Here is a 15,577-nt window from a genome sequence, read left to right as displayed (position 1 = left end):
CCTCGCGGTGGGTGTCGGGCGTCCGGCCGGCCAGCGCCAGGGCGTCGAGCACCACGAACACGACGAGGACGAACAGGAGGACGGTCATGACCTCAGCCTGGTCCGCGGGCCGCCCCGCCGACAGCGGCAGAAACGACACGTATCGTCGATTTCCGGCCAACCCGGTGGCAGACTGGGCGGCATGCTGACGACGGTGGTCGTGCCGCTGTTGCCCCGCACCGAGGCCTTCGAACTCGGCGTCGCCTGCGAGGTGTTCGGCTTCGACCGATCCGACGACGGGCTGCCCGTGTACGACTTCAGCCTCGTCGCGGGCAGCCCCCGGCCGGTCACCACCCGGTTCGGGTACACGATCGACGTCCCCTACGAGCTCGATCGCCTCGACGACGCGGATCTGATCGTGATTCCCGCCGGCGGCACCGGGATCGCCGACCTGGACGAGTCGTTCGTGTGCGGCGTCGCCGACGAGATCGCCGACCTGCATCCGCTGTTCGCCAAGCTGCGGGCGGCGGTGGACCGCGGCGCGCGGGTCGCGAGCCTGTGTACGGGAGCGTTCGTGCTGGGCGCGGCCGGCCTGCTCGACGATCGCCGCTGCACCACCCACTGGCGCCACGCCCCGCGGCTGGCCGAACGCTTCCCGTCCGCGAAGGTCGATCCGGATGTGCTCTACGTCGACGACGACCCGGTGTTCACGAGCGCCGGCACCGCCGCCGGAATCGACCTGTGCCTGCACATCGTCCGCAAGGAACAGGGCTCGGACGTGGCCAACGGCATCGCGCGCCGGATGGTGGTCCCGCCGCACCGCGACGGCGGGCAGGCCCAGTACGTCGCCATGCCGCTGCCGACGGCACCCGCCGAGACACTCGCGCCCCTGCTCGACTGGATGACCGGGCACCTCGACGAGGATCTGCCCGTGGCGGCGCTCGCCGCGAAGGCGCACATGTCCGCGCGGACCTTCGCGCGGCGGTTCCTGGCCGAGACCGGGACGACGCCCGCCCGCTGGTTGCGCGATCAACGGGTCCTCGCCGCCCAGCGGCTGCTCGAGACCACCGACCTGCCCGTCGACGTCATCGCCGACCGCGTCGGCTTCGGGACGGCCGCGGTCCTGCGGCAGCACTTCCTGCGCCTGCGCCGCACCACCCCGCACAGCTACCGTCGCACCTTCCGCACCGAACCCACCCGCGTGCGGTAGACCGCCGGGGGCCCACGGACGACCCGGGCGTCGGCGCAGCGCGTATCCACCGGGGGTATCCACGGGAGGAACGGGTACCCGCGGGAAGAAACGGTCGCGACATGACGTTGACGCGATCAGTACCCGACCGAAAGGATCCCCGTGGCCACCCAGACTCTCACCCAGCAGAACTTCGACGACATCATCACCGGTAACGACGTGGTCCTCGTCGACTTCTGGGCATCGTGGTGCGGGCCGTGCCGCTCCTTCGCCCCCACCTTCGAGTCGTCGTCGGAGAAGCACCCGGACGTCGTGCACGCCAAGGTGGACACCGAGGCCGAACAGGGCATCGCGGCGGCGGCGAACATCCGGTCCATCCCGACGATCATGGCGTTCCGTGAAGGCGTCCTCGTGTTCAACCAGGCCGGCGCCCTGCCCCCGGCCGCGCTCGAGGACCTCGTGACCCAGGTCAAGGCCCTCGACATGGACGAGGTGCGCCGCCAGATCGCCGAACAGAACCAGAAGCAGGGCTGAGCGACCCCGGGTGCGCACGTCCCGCCGCGACAGGGCGACGGGACGTGCGCACCTCTGTGCCGGGGTCAGTGCGCGGCGGCGTCCCAGCTGCGCCCGAAGCCGACCGAGACGTCCAGCGGAACCGACAGGTCGATGACCGAGGCCATCTTGTCCCGCACCAGCTGCTGCACCTGTTCGCGCTCGTCGGCGGTCACCTCGAGCACCAGTTCGTCGTGTACCTGCAGGAGCATGCGCGAGCGCAACCCGGCCCCGCGCAGCGCCGTCTGCACGTCGATCATCGCGACCTTGATGATGTCGGCGGCGGTGCCCTGGATCGGGGCGTTGAGCGCGGCCCGCTCGGCGACCTCCCGGCGCTGACGGTTGTCGCTGTTCAGGTCCGGCAGGTAGCGCCGGCGGCCGTAGAGGGTGGAGGTGTAGCCGTCCTTGCGGGCCTGCTCGACGACGGCGTGCAGGTAGTCGCGCACGCCGCCGAAGCGGTTGAAGTAGGCCTCCATCTGTTCGCGGGCCTCTTCGGTGGAGATCTTCAGCTGCTGCGCCAGCCCGTACGCGCTGAGCCCGTAGGCCAGGCCGTACGACATCGCCTTGACCCGGCGCCGCAGCTCCGGCGTGACCTCCTCGATCGGCACCCCGAACGCCCGGGAGCCGACGAAGCTGTGCAGGTCCTCGCCGGTGTTGAACGCCTCGATCAGGCCCTCGTCGCCGGAGAGGTGCGCCATGATCCGCATCTCGATCTGGCTGTAGTCCGCGGTGAGCAGCAGGTCGTAGCCGGGACCGACGACGAACGCGTCGCGGATGTGCCGGCCCGCCTCCGTGCGCACCGGGATGTTCTGCAGGTTCGGCTCGGTCGAGGACAACCGGCCGGTGGCCGCCACGGTCTGGTTGAAGGTGGTGTGGATCCGGCCGTCGTCGGCGATGGACTTGACCAGGCCGTCGACCGTGGTCTTCATCTTCATCGCTTCCCGGTGCGCGAGCAGGTGCCCGAGGAACGGGTGCCCGGTCTGCTCGAACAGATTCTGCAGCGCCTCGGCGTCGGTGGTGTAGCCGGTCTTGGTCTTCTTCGTCTTCGGCATCCCCAGCTCGTCGAACAGCACCACCTGCAGTTGCTTCGGTGAGCCGAGGTTGATCTGCTTGCCGATCACGTCGTAGGCGGCCGACGCCGCGGCGGCGACGTCCGCGACGAAGCCGGACTGCAGGTCGTCCAACCGTCCGGCCTCGACCGCGATTCCGGTCGTCTCGAGGTCGGCGAGCACACCCAGCAGGGGCAGTTCCATGTCGGTCAGCAGGGCGGTGGACTCGATCTCCTCGAGCTCGGTGTCCAGGGCCGCGGCGAGGTCCACCACCGCACGGGCCCGCAGAATCGCGGCCTCCGCGGCCTTCGCGTCCGCGGCGTCGGCGTCGTCGAGCAGCGAGAGCTGCTGCTCCCCCGACTCCTCCACCCGTAGCTCCCGCTTGAGGTAGCGCAGGGACAGGTCGTCGAGATTGAAGGTGCGCTGGCCGGGACGCACCAGGTAGGCGGCGAGGGCGGTGTCGCTGGTGACCCCGCCCAGCGTCCACCCGCGGCCCCGCAGTGCGTGCAGGGCCGCCTTCGCCTCGTGCAGCGCCTTGGGCACGTCCACGTCGGCCAGCCAGGCGGCGAGCGCCGTCTCGTCCTCGGGCGTGAGGGTGGTGGTGCTCACGTACGCGCCCTCACCGTCGGCCGCGGCGATCGCCACGGCCGTGGCGTCGCCGCCGTACGGGACGCAGGAACCGAGCACCGCCATGCCGTGCCGCACGTCCGGCACGGCATGCACGGCGAGCCATCCGGCGAGTGTGCCCGGCTCGAGCACGCCGCCGCGCACCTCGAAGCCCTCCTCGGCCTCCGGCTCGACCGAGCTGAGGGTCGCGAACAGCCGGTCGCGCAGCACCTTGAACTCGAGGTCGTCGAACAGCCGGTGGATGCGGTCGCGGTCCCAGGGGGTCAGGGCCAGCTGATCGGGGGTGTAGGGCAGGGCCATGTCCCGCACCATCTCGGTGAGCTGACGATTGAGCAGCACGCTGGACAGATGTGCCCGCAGGGCGTCCCCGGTCTTCCCGCGGACCTCGTCGACGCGGTCGACGAGCTCGGTGAGGCTGCCGAACTCGCGGATCCACTTGGCGGCGGTCTTCTCCCCCACCCCCGGGATCGACGGCAGGTTGTCGCTCGGGTCTCCGCGCAACGCCGCGAAATCGGGGTACTGCTGCGGGGTCAGGCCGTACTTCTCCGCCACCGCCCCGGGCGTGAACCGGGTCAGGTCCGACACCCCGCGCCGGGGGTAGAGGACGGTCACGTCGTCGGTGACCAGCTGCAGCGAGTCCCGGTCGCCGGTGACCACGAGGACCCGGTACCCCTGGGCGGCGGCCTGCGTGGCCAGGGTCGCGATGATGTCGTCGGCCTCGTAGCCGGGCTCGGCCATCACCGGGATGCCCAGCGCCTCGAGCACGTCCTTGGTGATGTCGACCTGACCGCGGAACTCGTCGGGCGCCGAGCTGCGATTGGCCTTGTACTCGGGGTACGCCGCCGCCCGGAACGTGTCGCGGTTGACGTCGAAGGCCGCGGCGACATGGGTGGGCTGCTCGTCGCGCAGCAGGTTGATGAGCATGGACGTGAACCCGTACACCGCGTTGGTGGTCTGGCCGCTGTGGGTCTTGAAGTTCTCCGCCGGCAGCGCGTAGAACGCGCGGAACGCCAGGGAATGCCCGTCGAGCAGCAACAGGGTCGGTCGGTCGCCGGTGGTGCCGGCGGGTGCGGAGGAGGTGGATGCACGAGTCACGGTTCCTCAGTCTAGGGACCGGCTCGGACAACCCGCTCTCGTCCGCGACTGTGTGCAGAGCCCAGCACACCACCGGCTCTTTGTGCCCGACGACCGGTGGAATCCCGTGGGGGCGGCCCTACCGTGGAGGAAACGTCGGCGAACTCGGATCGTCGACACCGCTCACGACGCGGATCTGTCGCTTCGCGACCGGTACGCCACCGGCCGCCCTGCGGCACCTGCGTGTGTCGAAAGGACCCGCCGTATGCATTCCGCACCCGCACCCGCACCCGTCGACGGGTATGCCGGAACGCGCGGACGCCTCGCCTCCGCCGACTCCCACCGGCGCCGTTACACCGCCCTGCCTGCTCACGGCGCAGCCCAGCGCGTGGCCGTCCAGCACCTTCCGACCGAAGGAAGTTGTCCCGTCGGTACCTCGAGTCGGCCGCTGATGCTCGAGCGCTGCCGCCGATGCGCCATCCTGCTCGCGCCGTTGACGGCGTCCTGCTCGCGGTGCGGCAGCACCCACCTCGACGCGGTGCCCTCCACCGGCACCGGCTCCGTCGTGTCGTCGCGGGTCGTGCACCGCGCCCCGAAAGGTCCGGGAGGGGATCTGGTGCCCGACACCATCGCCATCGTGGCCCTCGACGACGGTCCCTGGGTGTACACGTCCATCGACGGCCCCCTTCCGGAGCACCCGGACGACCCGATCCGTGTGGAGTTCCGGCCCACACCGCCCGGTGCGAGATTCCCCGTGTTCACCGTGCGACAAGCGTGATCGATGCGACCACCGAGAGGAATCGGCAGGAGGTGAGCGAGATGCCGGCGTTGCGGAAGGCGGGGCTGTTGGGGTCGACTCTGGCCACTCTGGCCACAGGCGCCGGGCTGTACGCGGTGCGCACCGCGGGCCTGCCCGCGCACGAGAGCTACGGCGAGGAAGACTTCGACGCAATACTCGCGCTGCCCGAGCACACCGTCCGCACCGAGGACGGCGTCGAACTCGCAGTCCGGCTGACCGGATCCGCAGACCCCTCCGTCACCGTCGTGTTCGTCCACGGTTACTGCATGCGCATGCAGTCCTGGCACCTGCAGATGCGCCACATCGCGCAGCACTGGGGTAAGGACGTCAGGGTGGTGTTCTACGATCAGCGCGGCCACGGGGAATCCACCATGGCCGACGCCGAGTCCTGCACCATCGCCCAGCTCGGCCGCGATCTGGGCACGGTCATCGACACCGTCGCCCCCACCGGCCCGGTGGTCGTGGTCGGGCACTCGATGGGCGGGATGACGACCATCGCCCTGGCCGCTCAGCGCCCGGAGCTGTTCGACGAACGCATCGTCGGGGTCGGATTGCTCGCCACCACCGCGGCCGGGCTGACGAAGACCGGCATCGGCCGCAACCTCGAGAACCCGGTGCTCGACGCGTTCCGGCACCTGGCCCGCACCGCGCCGGGCGTGGTGCAGTACGCCCGTGGGGCCGCCAAGGCGATCATCGCGCCGATCCTGCGCGCCGCGTCCTACGGGACGGTGGTCAGCCCGAAGCTGGTGGAATTCTCCGACCGGATGCTGGCGGAGACCTCGGTGCTGACCATCGTGAACTTCCTGCGCACCCTCGAACTGCACGACGAGTCCGCGGCGCTGCCGGTGCTCGGACAGGTGCCCGCCCTGGTGCTGTGCGGGGACGCCGACATGATCATCCCGTTCTCCGGCTCCGAGGAGCTCGCGGGGGCACTGCCGGATGTCGAGCTCAAGCGGGTCCGCGGGGCCGGGCACCTGGTCCAGCTCGAGTTCCCCGAGGTCGTCGCCGGCGCCCTCGACCGGCTGATGCACCGCGCGTGGGCGCACCATCGAGCCGGACGGGCTGCGGCCGGATAACGCTCGAGGTAGCGGGGATCATCGTCCGTGGGAACGTCGTCGATCCAGAAGACCAGGCCCAGGTGATGATGGTCGAGCCGGTAACCGAGGGTGCCCTCCGCAACGGCCGGATCGCACGGGCGTCCGGCCAGAAGGTCCCCGATCCGCGCCGAACCCGCAGCACTGCGATTGAACAGCCACGTCTCGCGCTCGGCTTCGTAGGCCTCGAGCACCTCCTGAAACACCCGATCGGAGCGGGCGGACAGCTTTGCCATGATCACCAGCGCGGTCCGCGCGACGATCGAGGCGCCCGCATCGGACCCTTCCAGCCGCTCGAGACACCACTGCAGCACGACGTCGTCGATCAGGTTCGAGCCTGCCACCAATGCAGTGATCGGAACGTCGCGCTGGGCCAGCATCCTGGCGTACTCCACGCTGAGGGGAGTCGCCGGCAGTTGATCGGCCGCGATGTCGTGCTCGAGCATCTGCACGGCCACGCCGACGCCGGCCTCGACCACGGCGGTCAGCATCCGACCGAGACCGGGGTCCCCTCTCAGCGTCTCGATCCTGGAGGCGAGGCGCGCCATGATCCCCTGCGTGATCGCTGCCCGGTTCTCGTCGATGTCGGCGGCGACGGCCGCGACCCGGGCGCGCACGGCCATGTCGAAATCCGCGGTCGAACCCCGCTCACCGATGTTCGGCTCCCGGGCACTCACCCCGTACACCCCCGGTGGGGCCACAGTCGCGCGCGTCCTGCCCTGAGGGCCCTCGCCCCGGTGAACGAACCGGATACGCACCGCACCTCTGCGAGTCCAGGGAATGCTCCGCTCGACGCGGCAGGCGCGACGCGCGACCACCCGGAGCCGCGCCCTGGTTCCCGAGGATCCGCATGCCGGGATCCGTGCCCCAGCGGAACGAAACGGAACAGATACGCGGCGGAAATCGCAGAGCCCCGTGGAAAGCGATTGCAGCCGCTAAAGTCCGGTTCCACGACGCCGATCCCCCGGCGCCGCGCTCGACGACCCCGACGTGATCCGGAGGACCTGCGTGGCCCCATCCGTGCCGCTCCGGGGGCGACCGCCGATACCTCGGCTCGCACCGATACCTCGGCTCGCCCCGACGCTCCTGCTCCTGCTCGTCGCACTCGCGCTCGCCGGTGTCGGAGCCGGAGCCGCCGCGGCGCAGGAACCCACGCCACCCCCGGCGCCGGCCACCACTGCTCCCCAGCCGAGCGCGGGGGTGCGGGTCAGCGGCAGTCTCAACAACGCCGGGGAGCGTCTCGGCGGGGTCACGGTCCGGGCCCGCGACGCCGCGGGCGCCGAGGTCGCCCGGGCGACCTCGGCGCCCGACGGCCGCTGGCAGATGACCGTTTCCCCCGGCACCTACACGTTCGAGGTGGACGAGCAGTCCCTTCCCGAGGGGGTGAGCGTGCAGGCCACCGTGCAGCGCGACGTCGCCGCCGGCCGGGCGAACACGGTCATCTTCTCGTTCGGCGAGTCGCGGTCCGGGTTCGCCACCTCGGGGTGGGAAACCCTGATCCGCACCGTCGTCGACGGATTACGGTTCGGCCTCGTGATCGCGATCGCCGGGGTCGGGCTGAGCCTGATCTTCGGGACCACGGGCCTGACGAACTTCGCGCACGGCGAGCTCGTGACCCTCGGCGCGGTGGCCGCGTGGATCTTCAACGTCAGCCTGGGCATCCAGTTGATCCCCGCGACGCTGCTGGCGATCGTGGTCGGCATCGTCATCGGCCTGCTCAACAACGGGCTGATCTGGGCGCCCCTGCGGCGCCGGCGCACCGGCCTCATCGCCCAGCTGGTCGTGTCCATCGGCCTGGCGATCTCGCTGCGCTACCTGATCCTCGCGCTGTTCTCCGACCGGGCCGAGGCGTTCGCCGACTATCAGGGCCAGCGCCAGCTGGAATGGGGTCCGATCGCGATCACCCCGGTGAACCTGGCCTGCATCGTGGTCAGCCTCGTCGTGCTGGTCGGGGTGGCCCTGCTCATCCAGCGCACCCGCATCGGCAAGGCCATGCGGGCGGTGGCCGACAACCGGGATCTGGCGGCCGCCTCCGGCATCGACGTCGAACGCGTCGTCCGGTTCGTGTGGGCCCTCGGCGGTGGGCTGGCCGCCCTGGGCGGCGTGCTCTTCGGCCTGTCCGAGCTCGGGGGCCGCGTGCAGTGGGAGATGGGCTTCAAGCTGCTGCTGCTGATGTTCGCCGGGATCACCCTCGGCGGCCTCGGCACCGCGTACGGGGCGTTGCTCGGCTGTGTCATCGTGGGCCTGCTGGTGCAGTTGTCGACGCTGGTCATCAACCCCGACCTGAAGTACATCGGCGGCCTGCTCGTGCTGATCCTCATCCTCGTCGTCCGGCCCCAGGGCATCCTCGGCAGCCGGGCAAGGGTCGGGTGACCGCCGTGGACATCGCTGCCGTTCTCCAGGTTTCCTTCGCCCAGTTGATCGGGCCGTCGGCGATCTTCTACGCGCTGCTGGCCATCGGGCTGAACCTGCACTTCGGGTACGCCGGACTGCTCAACTTCGGTCAGATCGGGTTCGCCCTGCTCGGCGGGTACGGCGTCGGGATCATGACCGTCACCTACGACCAGCCGCTGTGGCTCGGCATCCTCGTGGGGCTGGCCGCCTCGGCCCTGCTGGCCGTGGTGCTGGGCATCCCCACGCTGCGGCTGCGGGCCGACTACCTCGCCATCGTCACCATCGCCGCCTCCGAGATCCTGCGGCTGGTGTTCCGGTCCACCGCCTCGGATCCGGTGACCGGTTCGACCAACGGCCTGTTCGGGTTCGCCGGGCCGTTCACGCAGCTCAGCCCGTTCGACTCCGGGCGCCAGTACTCGCTGCTCGGGATGCGGTTCTACGGCGACGACCTGTGGGCGATGGTCGTGGGCTGGACCCTGGTGCTGGCGCTGTGCGGGCTGGTGTACCTGCTCAGCCACAGCCCGTGGGGCCGGGTCCTCAAGGCCGTCCGCGAGGACGAGGACGCCGCCCGATCGCTCGGCAAGAACGTCTTCGTGTACAAGATGCAGGCGCTGGTGCTCGGCGGCATGATCGGCGGGCTCGGCGGCATCTTCAATGCACTGCAGACCAAGTCGATCAACCCCGACTTCTACTCCACCGCGCAGACGTTCTTCGCCTTCGGCGCCCTGATCCTCGGTGGCGCCGCCACCGTGTTCGGTCCCGTGCTCGGCGCGATGCTGTTCTGGTTCCTGCTCACCGTTCCCGATGCCCTGCTGCGCCAGTCCATCTCGGGCCCGGACCCGCTGCTGGCCCTGTCCGAGCAGCAGGTCGGGGCGATGCGCTACATCCTCCTCGGTGTGCTCATCGCAGTCATGATGGTGTTCCGGCCCCAGGGAATCCTCGGCAACAAGCGGGAGGTGCAGCTCGATGCCTGACGCGCCCCTCTCCGCGGCGCAGCGCTCCGCGCTGTTCGACTCCGTGCCCCGCGAGCCCGGCGCGGCCAAACCGGACCCGATCCTCGTGGTGGACGGGCTCTCCCGCACCTTCGGCGGCCTCAAGGCCGTCGACGTGGCGCACCTCGAGATTCAGCGAGGGTGCATCACCGGGCTGATCGGGCCGAACGGCGCCGGCAAGACCACGCTGTTCAACCTGCTCACCGGCTTCGACCGCCCCGACACGGGGACCTGGAGCATGGACGGGACCTCGCTCGGCCGCCTGCACCCGCACCAGCTGGCGCGCCGCGGGATCGTGCGGACGTTCCAGCTGACCAAGGCGCTGTCGAAGATGACGGTGCTCGACAACGTGCGGCTCGGCGCGACGGGCCAGCACGGGGAACGGATACTCGGTGCACTGCTGCCGTGGACGTGGCACCGGCAGGAACGCGCCGTCACCGAGCGGGCCCGCGACCTGCTGGCGCGGTTCGCTCTGGACGCGAAGGCCGACGACCTGGCCGGCTCCCTGTCCGGCGGGCAGCGCAAGCTCCTCGAGATGGCGCGGGCCCTGATGACCGAGCCGACGGTGGTGATGCTCGACGAGCCGATGGCCGGGGTCAATCCCGCGCTGACGCAGAGCCTCCTCGGCCACATCAAGGCCCTGCGCGACGACGGGATGACCGTCGTGTTCGTCGAACACGACATGGACGTCATCCGCGACATCTCCGATTGGGTGGTGGTGATGGCCCAGGGGTCGGTGATCGCCGAGGCCCCGCCGGACCAGCTGTCCTCGAGTCCCGCCGTCGTCGACGCCTACCTGGGCAGCCACCACGACCAGGCGCTCGAGTTCGACGACGAGGGCAACCCCGTCGGCGCCACGGCCGCGCTCGCCGTGGCGATCGAGGAGGCCGAGGCCCACACCCTCGAGACCGGCGGCGACCTGTCCGAGCCGAGCGCCACCGCCCTCGCCGACATGCCCGGCGCGACCGGGCAACCCGAGACCGGTACCGAGCCTCCGACGCAGGAGAAGCCGTGAGCGAGACGCCCTCCCCCAGCCCGGCGCAGATGACCGCGGCCGAGCGCGCGGCCACTCCCGAGGAGCACGCCCGTCTCGCCGAGGGGGCGCTGGTGCGCGCCGACGACATCGTCGCCGGGTACTTCCCCGGTGTCGACATCCTGCGCGGCTGCAACTTCTTCCTCCGCGACGGCGAGATCGTCGGCATCATCGGGCCCAACGGCGCCGGCAAGTCGACCCTGCTCAAGGCGCTGTTCGGGTTGATCCCGGTGCGTCGCGGCACGGTGACGCTGCGTGGCGACGACATCACCGCCGCGCCCGCGCACGTACTGGTGCGCAAGGGTCTCGGCTACGTGCCGCAGACCCGTAACGTGTTCCCCTCGCTGACCATCGAGGAGAACCTCGAGATGGGAATCTACTTGCGGCCCAAACAGTTCGAGGAGCGTTTCACGTTCGTCGCGGAGCTGTTCCCGCTTCTCGGTGAGCGCCGCAAGGTCAAGGCCGGTGCCCTGTCCGGCGGTGAGCGGCAGATGGTGGCGATGGGCCGGGCGCTGATGATGGATCCGTCCGTGCTGCTGCTCGACGAGCCGTCGGCGGGCCTGTCGCCGATGTTCCAGGACGAGGTGTTCATCCGCTGCAAGAAGATCAACGCCGCGGGGGTGTCGATCATCATGGTCGAGCAGAACGCGCGACGATGCCTGCAGATCTGCAACCGCGGCTATGTGCTCGACCAGGGCCGCAACGCCTACACCGACACCGGGCCGAACCTCATGCACGACCCGAAGGTCGTCGAGCTCTACCTCGGGACACTCGCCGGCAGCCAGGAGAAGAAGCGCAGCTGACGGGCCCGGACGACGGACGGGGCCGGGAACCGATCCCGGTTCCCGGCCCCGTCCGCTGGGTCGCCGCTACTCACCGACCACGATGTAGTCCTCGGTGGTGAGCTTGTTGTCCGGCCCGAACACCAGGTGCCCGTAGGACCCGATGCCGGGCTCGCCGGCGTCGGTGAAGTTGAGCCGGCCGGTGACACCGTCGTAGTCGATGTCCTCGCCCCCGCGCAGCAGATCCACGCACTGCTGGTAGCTGGTGCACGTCGTGCCGTCCTTGGTGACGCTGTTGATGTTCGCGGCGATGTCCACCCCGGCGGTGGAGCCGGCCTGTTCCGCAGCGAGCGCCGAGATCACCACGGCGTCGTAGGACTCGCCGGCATAGTTGAAGTCGATCAGCGCGGGATCGATCGCCTCGAGCCGATTCTGGAACTCCGGCCCGACGTCCGTGAGCGGAGTGGTGCCGCGCATCGTGTCGACCAGCCCGGGCGCGACGGCCTCACCGAGGGCGTTGCCCATGTTTCCGTCCACGCCGTAGACGAGCATGCCGTCGGACGGCCCGATACCCACCTCGTGCATGCGGGTGAGGATCTTCGCGGACTCCTCGAACCCGATGATCGCCACGGCGTCGGGGCCGAAGTTGTTGATCTGGTCGACCTCGGCGTTGAAGGACTGCGCATTGGGGTCGTAGATGATCTTCTGGACCTGGTCCTCCGGCACACCAGCCTCGACGAGGTTGTTCTGGGTGTTGGTGGCCAGGCCGGTGCCGTACGGGTCGTTGAGCGCGATGATCGACACCCGCTGGGCACCGTCGTCCGAGATCAGCTGCGCCAGGGCCTGCGCCTGCAGCACGTCGGTGGGGGCGGTGCGGAAGTACAGCCCCTTGTCGGGGTAGCACACGAACTGGTCGGAGGTGTTCGCCGGCGAGAACATCACCACCCCGGCGCTGGCGATCTTGTCGATCACCTTCAGCGACACCGACGACGAGGCCGCGCCCACGATCACCTGCGTTCCGGCCGCGAGCTCCCGATCCACCGTGGAGTTCGCGGTGTCGGTCGTGGTGTCGCCCGAGTCGCCGGTGATCAGCTCCACCGGCTGGCTCAACACGCCGCCGGCGGCGTTCACGTCGTCCACCGCGAGCCGCACCGCCGCCACCTCCGGGGGCCCGAGGAAGGCGAGGCTGCCCGTCTCGGGAAGCAGGGTACCGATCTTCAGCGGGGTCGTCACCGGCGTGGCCCCGGCGGTCGCCTGCGCGGGTTCGCAGTCGGTGGTCACGGTCGTCGCGGACGCCGCGCTGTCACCGGAACCGGCCGCGGCGGAATCGTCGCTGTCCGAGCTACAACCCGCGAGGGCGAGAGACGCTGCTCCGAACACCGCAGCGGCGCGGACGAAGGTCCGTCTGGCCATCCAACTCTCCTTCGATCGGCATGCACACCGTCCCGGATGCGTCACCGGTACGTGGCCAGAAACCTATCCGCCCCGCGCCTTCCGTGAACCCGGGCGAAATCCTTGTGACACGACCGTTATCGAAGAATTTACGCCGGTGTGACGGGGAGATCTGTCATCCCGCCGCGGCACCGCCCAGCGTCTCGATGACCACCTCGGCGACGTGCTTCATCGTGGTGCGCCGATCCATTGCCGCCCGCTGAATCCAGCGGAACGCCTCCGGCTCCGTCATCGCATGCTTGTCCATGAGCAGGCCCTTGGCGCGGTCGACGAGCTTGCGGGTCTCGAACCGCTCGGCCAGCCCCGCCACCTCGCGCTCGAGTTCACGGATCTCCGCGAACCGGCTCGCCGCCACTTCGATGGCCGGAACGAGATCGGACTTGGAGAACGGCTTGACGAGATATGCCATGGCGCCGGCGTCCCGGGCACGTTCGACGAGTTCGCGCTGACTGAACGCCGTGAGGATGACCACAGGTGCGATGCGGCGGGCGGCGATCTCCGAGGCGGCGTCGATGCCGTCGCGCCGGGGCATCTTCACGTCCATGATGACCAGGTCGGGCTTCAGCTCCTCCGCCAGTTCGACCGCCCGCTGCCCGTCGCCGGCCTCACCGACGACCTCGTAGCCTTCCTCGCGCAGCATCTCCACCAGATCGAGCCTGATCAGCGCCTCGTCCTCGGCCACTACGACGCGCCGCGGCTGAGCGGGATTCTCGTGCGGGGCGGCTGTCATCGTCGGCCATCTCCTGTTGCTCGGGCGGCCCCCGCGGAGGGGGTGGAACGTTAGAAGGGTACCGGTGGTCGACGGCAGTTACCGATCTTCTACAGTGGTCTCCGCACGACGCCCCCGTATCCCAATTGGCAGAGGAAACGGATTCAAAACCCGTACAGTGTCAGTTCGAGTCTGACCGGGGGCACCCACAGTGCGCCGCCTCATCGGAGCGGCGCCCCGAGCGACCCGCGGGCCCCCACCCCGTCGCCATCTCGACCGGTGCGCCGAGCCGACGTCCGGGAACGCTGATAGGGTGCCGATTTCGGTTGCGCCGGCCGGTGTTCCGGGTCGGGACCAGCCCCGACCGTTCCCGGTCCCTGCGGAACACGGATCGAGATTGGAGAAGGCATGGGACGCGCCCTTCCCCTCGTGGCGGCCTGTGCGGCTGTGATGCTCGCCCCGGTTCCGGATGCCGCCGCGCACGTGCCGGACGACCGGATCGTGCTGCGCCCGGGCGACGGCATCACCTTCACCGCCGCCGATCCCGCGCCGGGTTGGTGCTCGGTCGCCGCGATCGGTTACGACCGTGAGGACCGGCTCGTGGCCATCACCGCCGGGCACTGCCGACAGACCGGCTCCAGTGCGGTGTGGAAGGTCGGCGAACAGGCCCGGGGCCCGATCGGCACCGAGACGGCGATCCACAGCCCGGGTTCGGTGGACCCGCTCGGAATGCCGACCGACGCGGCGCCGGACTACGCGGTGATCCTGCTCGCCGAGACGACGGTGCGCGGCTCGAACACCTCGGCGCCGGACGCCGACGGCGAGGTCGTGGTGCTCGAGTCGATCGGCTCGCTGCCGGACGGCGACCAGGACATCGGCAGGCACTGCGCGGCCGGGTACACGACCGGGATCGTGTGCGGGCCCGCCCCGCTCGTCGACGCGCTGGACGGCGCCGGCACCCGCGACGTGCTGGTGAACCCGAACTCGGTCAACTCGTGGCTCGTGATGAGGCAGGGCGACTCCGGCGGTCCGCTGGTCCGCACCGGCACCGACGAGTGGCTCGGCCTCACTGTGGGGTACCGGCCGAACGACGTGCGCTTCGCGGTCTACCAGCGGGCCGACCGGATCGTCGAGGACCTGGACGCCCAAGGCGGCCTCGGCGCGGGATTCACGCTCGTGTGCACCCCGTGACGAGTCAGGTCGCCGCCTCCGCGGACACCGTCGTCGCCGTGCCCGCGTCGGTCGTCGTCCCGGGACGGTGTGTCGCGGCCGCGGCGCCGCGGTGGTTGTGCTCGGTGACCACCACCTGACCCGCGGCGATGGCCACCGCCACCGGCCACTCGATCAGGTCCAGCGCCACCAGCGCCGCCAGCCCGGCGAAATAGGCGAGCTGGTCGGGCCGCGGAATCCCGACTCGGCCGACGAGGGGCAGGTGCACGGCGAAGCGTTCGGCGTCGCGGGCGAGCCGTGCCATCGTTCGGTGGGATTCCCAGAAGGACTGTTCGTCGGCCATTCTTTCCTCGCTCGTCAACTCCGGTTCACCTGACGTCCCTACCGTCGGGGGCATGTCGAACCCGATGGCCGCCGTGGGCCCGGATGCGGTGGTCGGCGCCGTGGTCCGGCTGCTCACTCCCCCGTTGTGCGAGCTGTACGCCGTGTTGATGCGCGCCGGCGTGGTGGTCGTGGTCGACGACTGACACCACCGGCCGACCTAGCTCGTCGCCGCGGTCGGGGTCTTCCCTCGCGGCTTCGCCGGGGTGGTGCGGGCCGTGGCCGGCCTCGTCGGCGGCTGCGCCGTCGGCGCGGGCGCGGTGACCGCACGGGGGGCGGTCGTGCCGGGACGCACCGGGCC

15 protein-coding genes and 1 tRNA gene are annotated in these 15,577 nt (G+C 70.3%); 12 read left to right on the top strand and 4 right to left on the bottom strand.

Going from position 1 to position 15,577, the window contains the following annotated elements; all coding sequences use genetic code 11:
- Nucleotides 1-181 precede the first annotated feature (181 nt).
- On the top strand, nucleotides 182-1,189 hold the full coding sequence (locus G6038_RS16190; protein WP_165038854.1) for a helix-turn-helix domain-containing protein: 1,008 nt from the start codon (nucleotides 182-184) through the stop codon (nucleotides 1,187-1,189).
- 141 nt (nucleotides 1,190-1,330) lie between these two features.
- On the top strand, nucleotides 1,331-1,702 hold the full coding sequence (gene trxA, locus G6038_RS16185; RefSeq protein WP_006941139.1) for a thioredoxin: 372 nt from the start codon (nucleotides 1,331-1,333) through the stop codon (nucleotides 1,700-1,702).
- 65 nt (nucleotides 1,703-1,767) lie between these two features.
- Here trxA and polA read toward each other — a convergent pair whose 3' ends face one another.
- Nucleotides 1,768-4,491 (bottom strand): DNA polymerase I, encoded by a 2,724-nt coding sequence (gene polA, locus G6038_RS16180; RefSeq protein ID WP_165038853.1) that lies wholly within the window; start codon nucleotides 4,489-4,491, stop codon nucleotides 1,768-1,770.
- Between the two features lie 244 nt (nucleotides 4,492-4,735).
- Here polA and G6038_RS31390 point away from each other — a divergent pair, with 244 nt between their 5' ends.
- The 7 genes from G6038_RS31390 to G6038_RS16145 all read left to right on the top strand — a co-directional run bounded on the left by G6038_RS31390 (nucleotide 4,736) and on the right by G6038_RS16145 (nucleotide 11,585).
- The gene (locus tag G6038_RS31390; RefSeq protein ID WP_240918529.1) at nucleotides 4,736-5,248 is read left to right on the top strand and encodes an OB-fold domain-containing protein; all 513 of its coding nucleotides are present in this window, start codon (nucleotides 4,736-4,738) and stop codon (nucleotides 5,246-5,248) included.
- A 41-nt stretch (nucleotides 5,249-5,289) separates the two neighbouring features.
- Entirely contained in the window at nucleotides 5,290-6,345 is a 1,056-nt protein-coding gene (locus G6038_RS16170) for an alpha/beta hydrolase (protein WP_165038887.1), read from the top strand.
- 576 nt (nucleotides 6,346-6,921) lie between these two features.
- Entirely contained in the window at nucleotides 6,922-7,086 is a 165-nt protein-coding gene (locus G6038_RS16165; RefSeq protein WP_165038852.1) for a hypothetical protein, read from the top strand.
- Nucleotides 7,087-7,425: 339 nt separating this feature from the next.
- Nucleotides 7,426-8,736, top strand: a complete 1,311-nt coding sequence (locus G6038_RS16160; protein WP_165038886.1) for a branched-chain amino acid ABC transporter permease — start codon at nucleotides 7,426-7,428, stop codon at nucleotides 8,734-8,736.
- 5 nt (nucleotides 8,737-8,741) lie between these two features.
- The gene (locus G6038_RS16155) at nucleotides 8,742-9,731 is read left to right on the top strand and encodes a branched-chain amino acid ABC transporter permease (RefSeq protein ID WP_165038851.1); all 990 of its coding nucleotides are present in this window, start codon (nucleotides 8,742-8,744) and stop codon (nucleotides 9,729-9,731) included.
- The gene (locus tag G6038_RS16150) at nucleotides 9,724-10,764 is read left to right on the top strand and encodes an ABC transporter ATP-binding protein (protein ID WP_165038850.1); all 1,041 of its coding nucleotides are present in this window, start codon (nucleotides 9,724-9,726) and stop codon (nucleotides 10,762-10,764) included. The genes G6038_RS16155 and G6038_RS16150 overlap by 8 nt, the downstream gene beginning before the upstream one ends.
- Nucleotides 10,765-10,793: 29 nt before the next feature.
- Entirely contained in the window at nucleotides 10,794-11,585 is a 792-nt protein-coding gene (locus tag G6038_RS16145; protein WP_165038885.1) for an ABC transporter ATP-binding protein, read from the top strand.
- Nucleotides 11,586-11,651: 66 nt separating this feature from the next.
- Here the strand turns inward: G6038_RS16145 and G6038_RS16140 are convergent, their stop codons facing one another.
- Nucleotides 11,652-12,977, bottom strand: a complete 1,326-nt coding sequence (locus G6038_RS16140) for an ABC transporter substrate-binding protein (protein WP_165038849.1) — start codon at nucleotides 12,975-12,977, stop codon at nucleotides 11,652-11,654.
- Nucleotides 12,978-13,131: 154 nt separating this feature from the next.
- Nucleotides 13,132-13,746 carry a response regulator gene (locus G6038_RS16135; protein WP_165038848.1) on the bottom strand — a complete coding sequence of 205 codons (615 nt, stop codon included), beginning with the start codon at nucleotides 13,744-13,746 and terminating at the stop codon, nucleotides 13,132-13,134.
- Nucleotides 13,747-13,856: 110 nt separating this feature from the next.
- On the opposite strand from G6038_RS16135, the gene G6038_RS16130 reads away from it, so the two are divergent.
- Together G6038_RS16130 and G6038_RS16125 are read left to right on the top strand one after the other, a co-directional pair.
- Nucleotides 13,857-13,930, top strand: a tRNA-Leu gene (locus G6038_RS16130).
- Between the two features lie 203 nt (nucleotides 13,931-14,133).
- The gene (locus G6038_RS16125) at nucleotides 14,134-14,916 is read left to right on the top strand and encodes a serine protease (RefSeq protein WP_165038847.1); all 783 of its coding nucleotides are present in this window, start codon (nucleotides 14,134-14,136) and stop codon (nucleotides 14,914-14,916) included.
- A 4-nt stretch (nucleotides 14,917-14,920) separates the two neighbouring features.
- On the opposite strand, the gene G6038_RS16120 is transcribed toward G6038_RS16125, so the two are convergent.
- A complete protein-coding gene (locus tag G6038_RS16120; RefSeq protein ID WP_165038846.1) occupies nucleotides 14,921-15,238 on the bottom strand; it encodes a hypothetical protein in 318 nt (105 codons plus the stop codon).
- 52 nt (nucleotides 15,239-15,290) lie between these two features.
- Here G6038_RS16120 and G6038_RS31890 point away from each other — a divergent pair, with 52 nt between their 5' ends.
- Nucleotides 15,291-15,422 (top strand): hypothetical protein, encoded by a 132-nt coding sequence (locus G6038_RS31890; protein WP_256997108.1) that lies wholly within the window; start codon nucleotides 15,291-15,293, stop codon nucleotides 15,420-15,422.
- Nucleotides 15,423-15,577 lie beyond the last annotated feature (155 nt).

Origin of the sequence: Rhodococcus sp. 14C212, from assembly GCF_011058195.1 — a bacterium.
GTDB lineage: Bacteria > Actinomycetota > Actinomycetes > Mycobacteriales > Mycobacteriaceae > Rhodococcus > Rhodococcus aetherivorans.
Note: the sequence above shows the minus strand (reverse complement) of the source record. Positions and strands in the feature narration are given on the sequence as shown.

What these genes read in the sequence shown, in the direction of transcription:
- G6038_RS16125 (WP_165038847.1), top strand. Translation starts at nt 14,134, where the DNA reads ATGGGACGCGCCCTTCCCCTCGTGGCGGCCTGTGCGGCTGTGATGCTC.
- G6038_RS16135 (WP_165038848.1), bottom strand. Translation starts at nt 13,746, where the DNA reads ATGACAGCCGCCCCGCACGAGAATCCCGCTCAGCCGCGGCGCGTCGTA.
- G6038_RS31890 (WP_256997108.1), top strand. Translation starts at nt 15,291, where the DNA reads ATGTCGAACCCGATGGCCGCCGTGGGCCCGGATGCGGTGGTCGGCGCC.
- G6038_RS16120 (WP_165038846.1), bottom strand. Translation starts at nt 15,238, where the DNA reads ATGGCCGACGAACAGTCCTTCTGGGAATCCCACCGAACGATGGCACGG.
- G6038_RS16140 (WP_165038849.1), bottom strand. Translation starts at nt 12,977, where the DNA reads ATGGCCAGACGGACCTTCGTCCGCGCCGCTGCGGTGTTCGGAGCAGCG.
- G6038_RS16170 (WP_165038887.1), top strand. Translation starts at nt 5,290, where the DNA reads ATGCCGGCGTTGCGGAAGGCGGGGCTGTTGGGGTCGACTCTGGCCACT.
- G6038_RS16190 (WP_165038854.1), top strand. Translation starts at nt 182, where the DNA reads ATGCTGACGACGGTGGTCGTGCCGCTGTTGCCCCGCACCGAGGCCTTC.
- G6038_RS31390 (WP_240918529.1), top strand. Translation starts at nt 4,736, where the DNA reads ATGCATTCCGCACCCGCACCCGCACCCGTCGACGGGTATGCCGGAACG.
- G6038_RS16150 (WP_165038850.1), top strand. Translation starts at nt 9,724, where the DNA reads ATGCCTGACGCGCCCCTCTCCGCGGCGCAGCGCTCCGCGCTGTTCGAC.
- G6038_RS16145 (WP_165038885.1), top strand. Translation starts at nt 10,794, where the DNA reads ATGACCGCGGCCGAGCGCGCGGCCACTCCCGAGGAGCACGCCCGTCTC.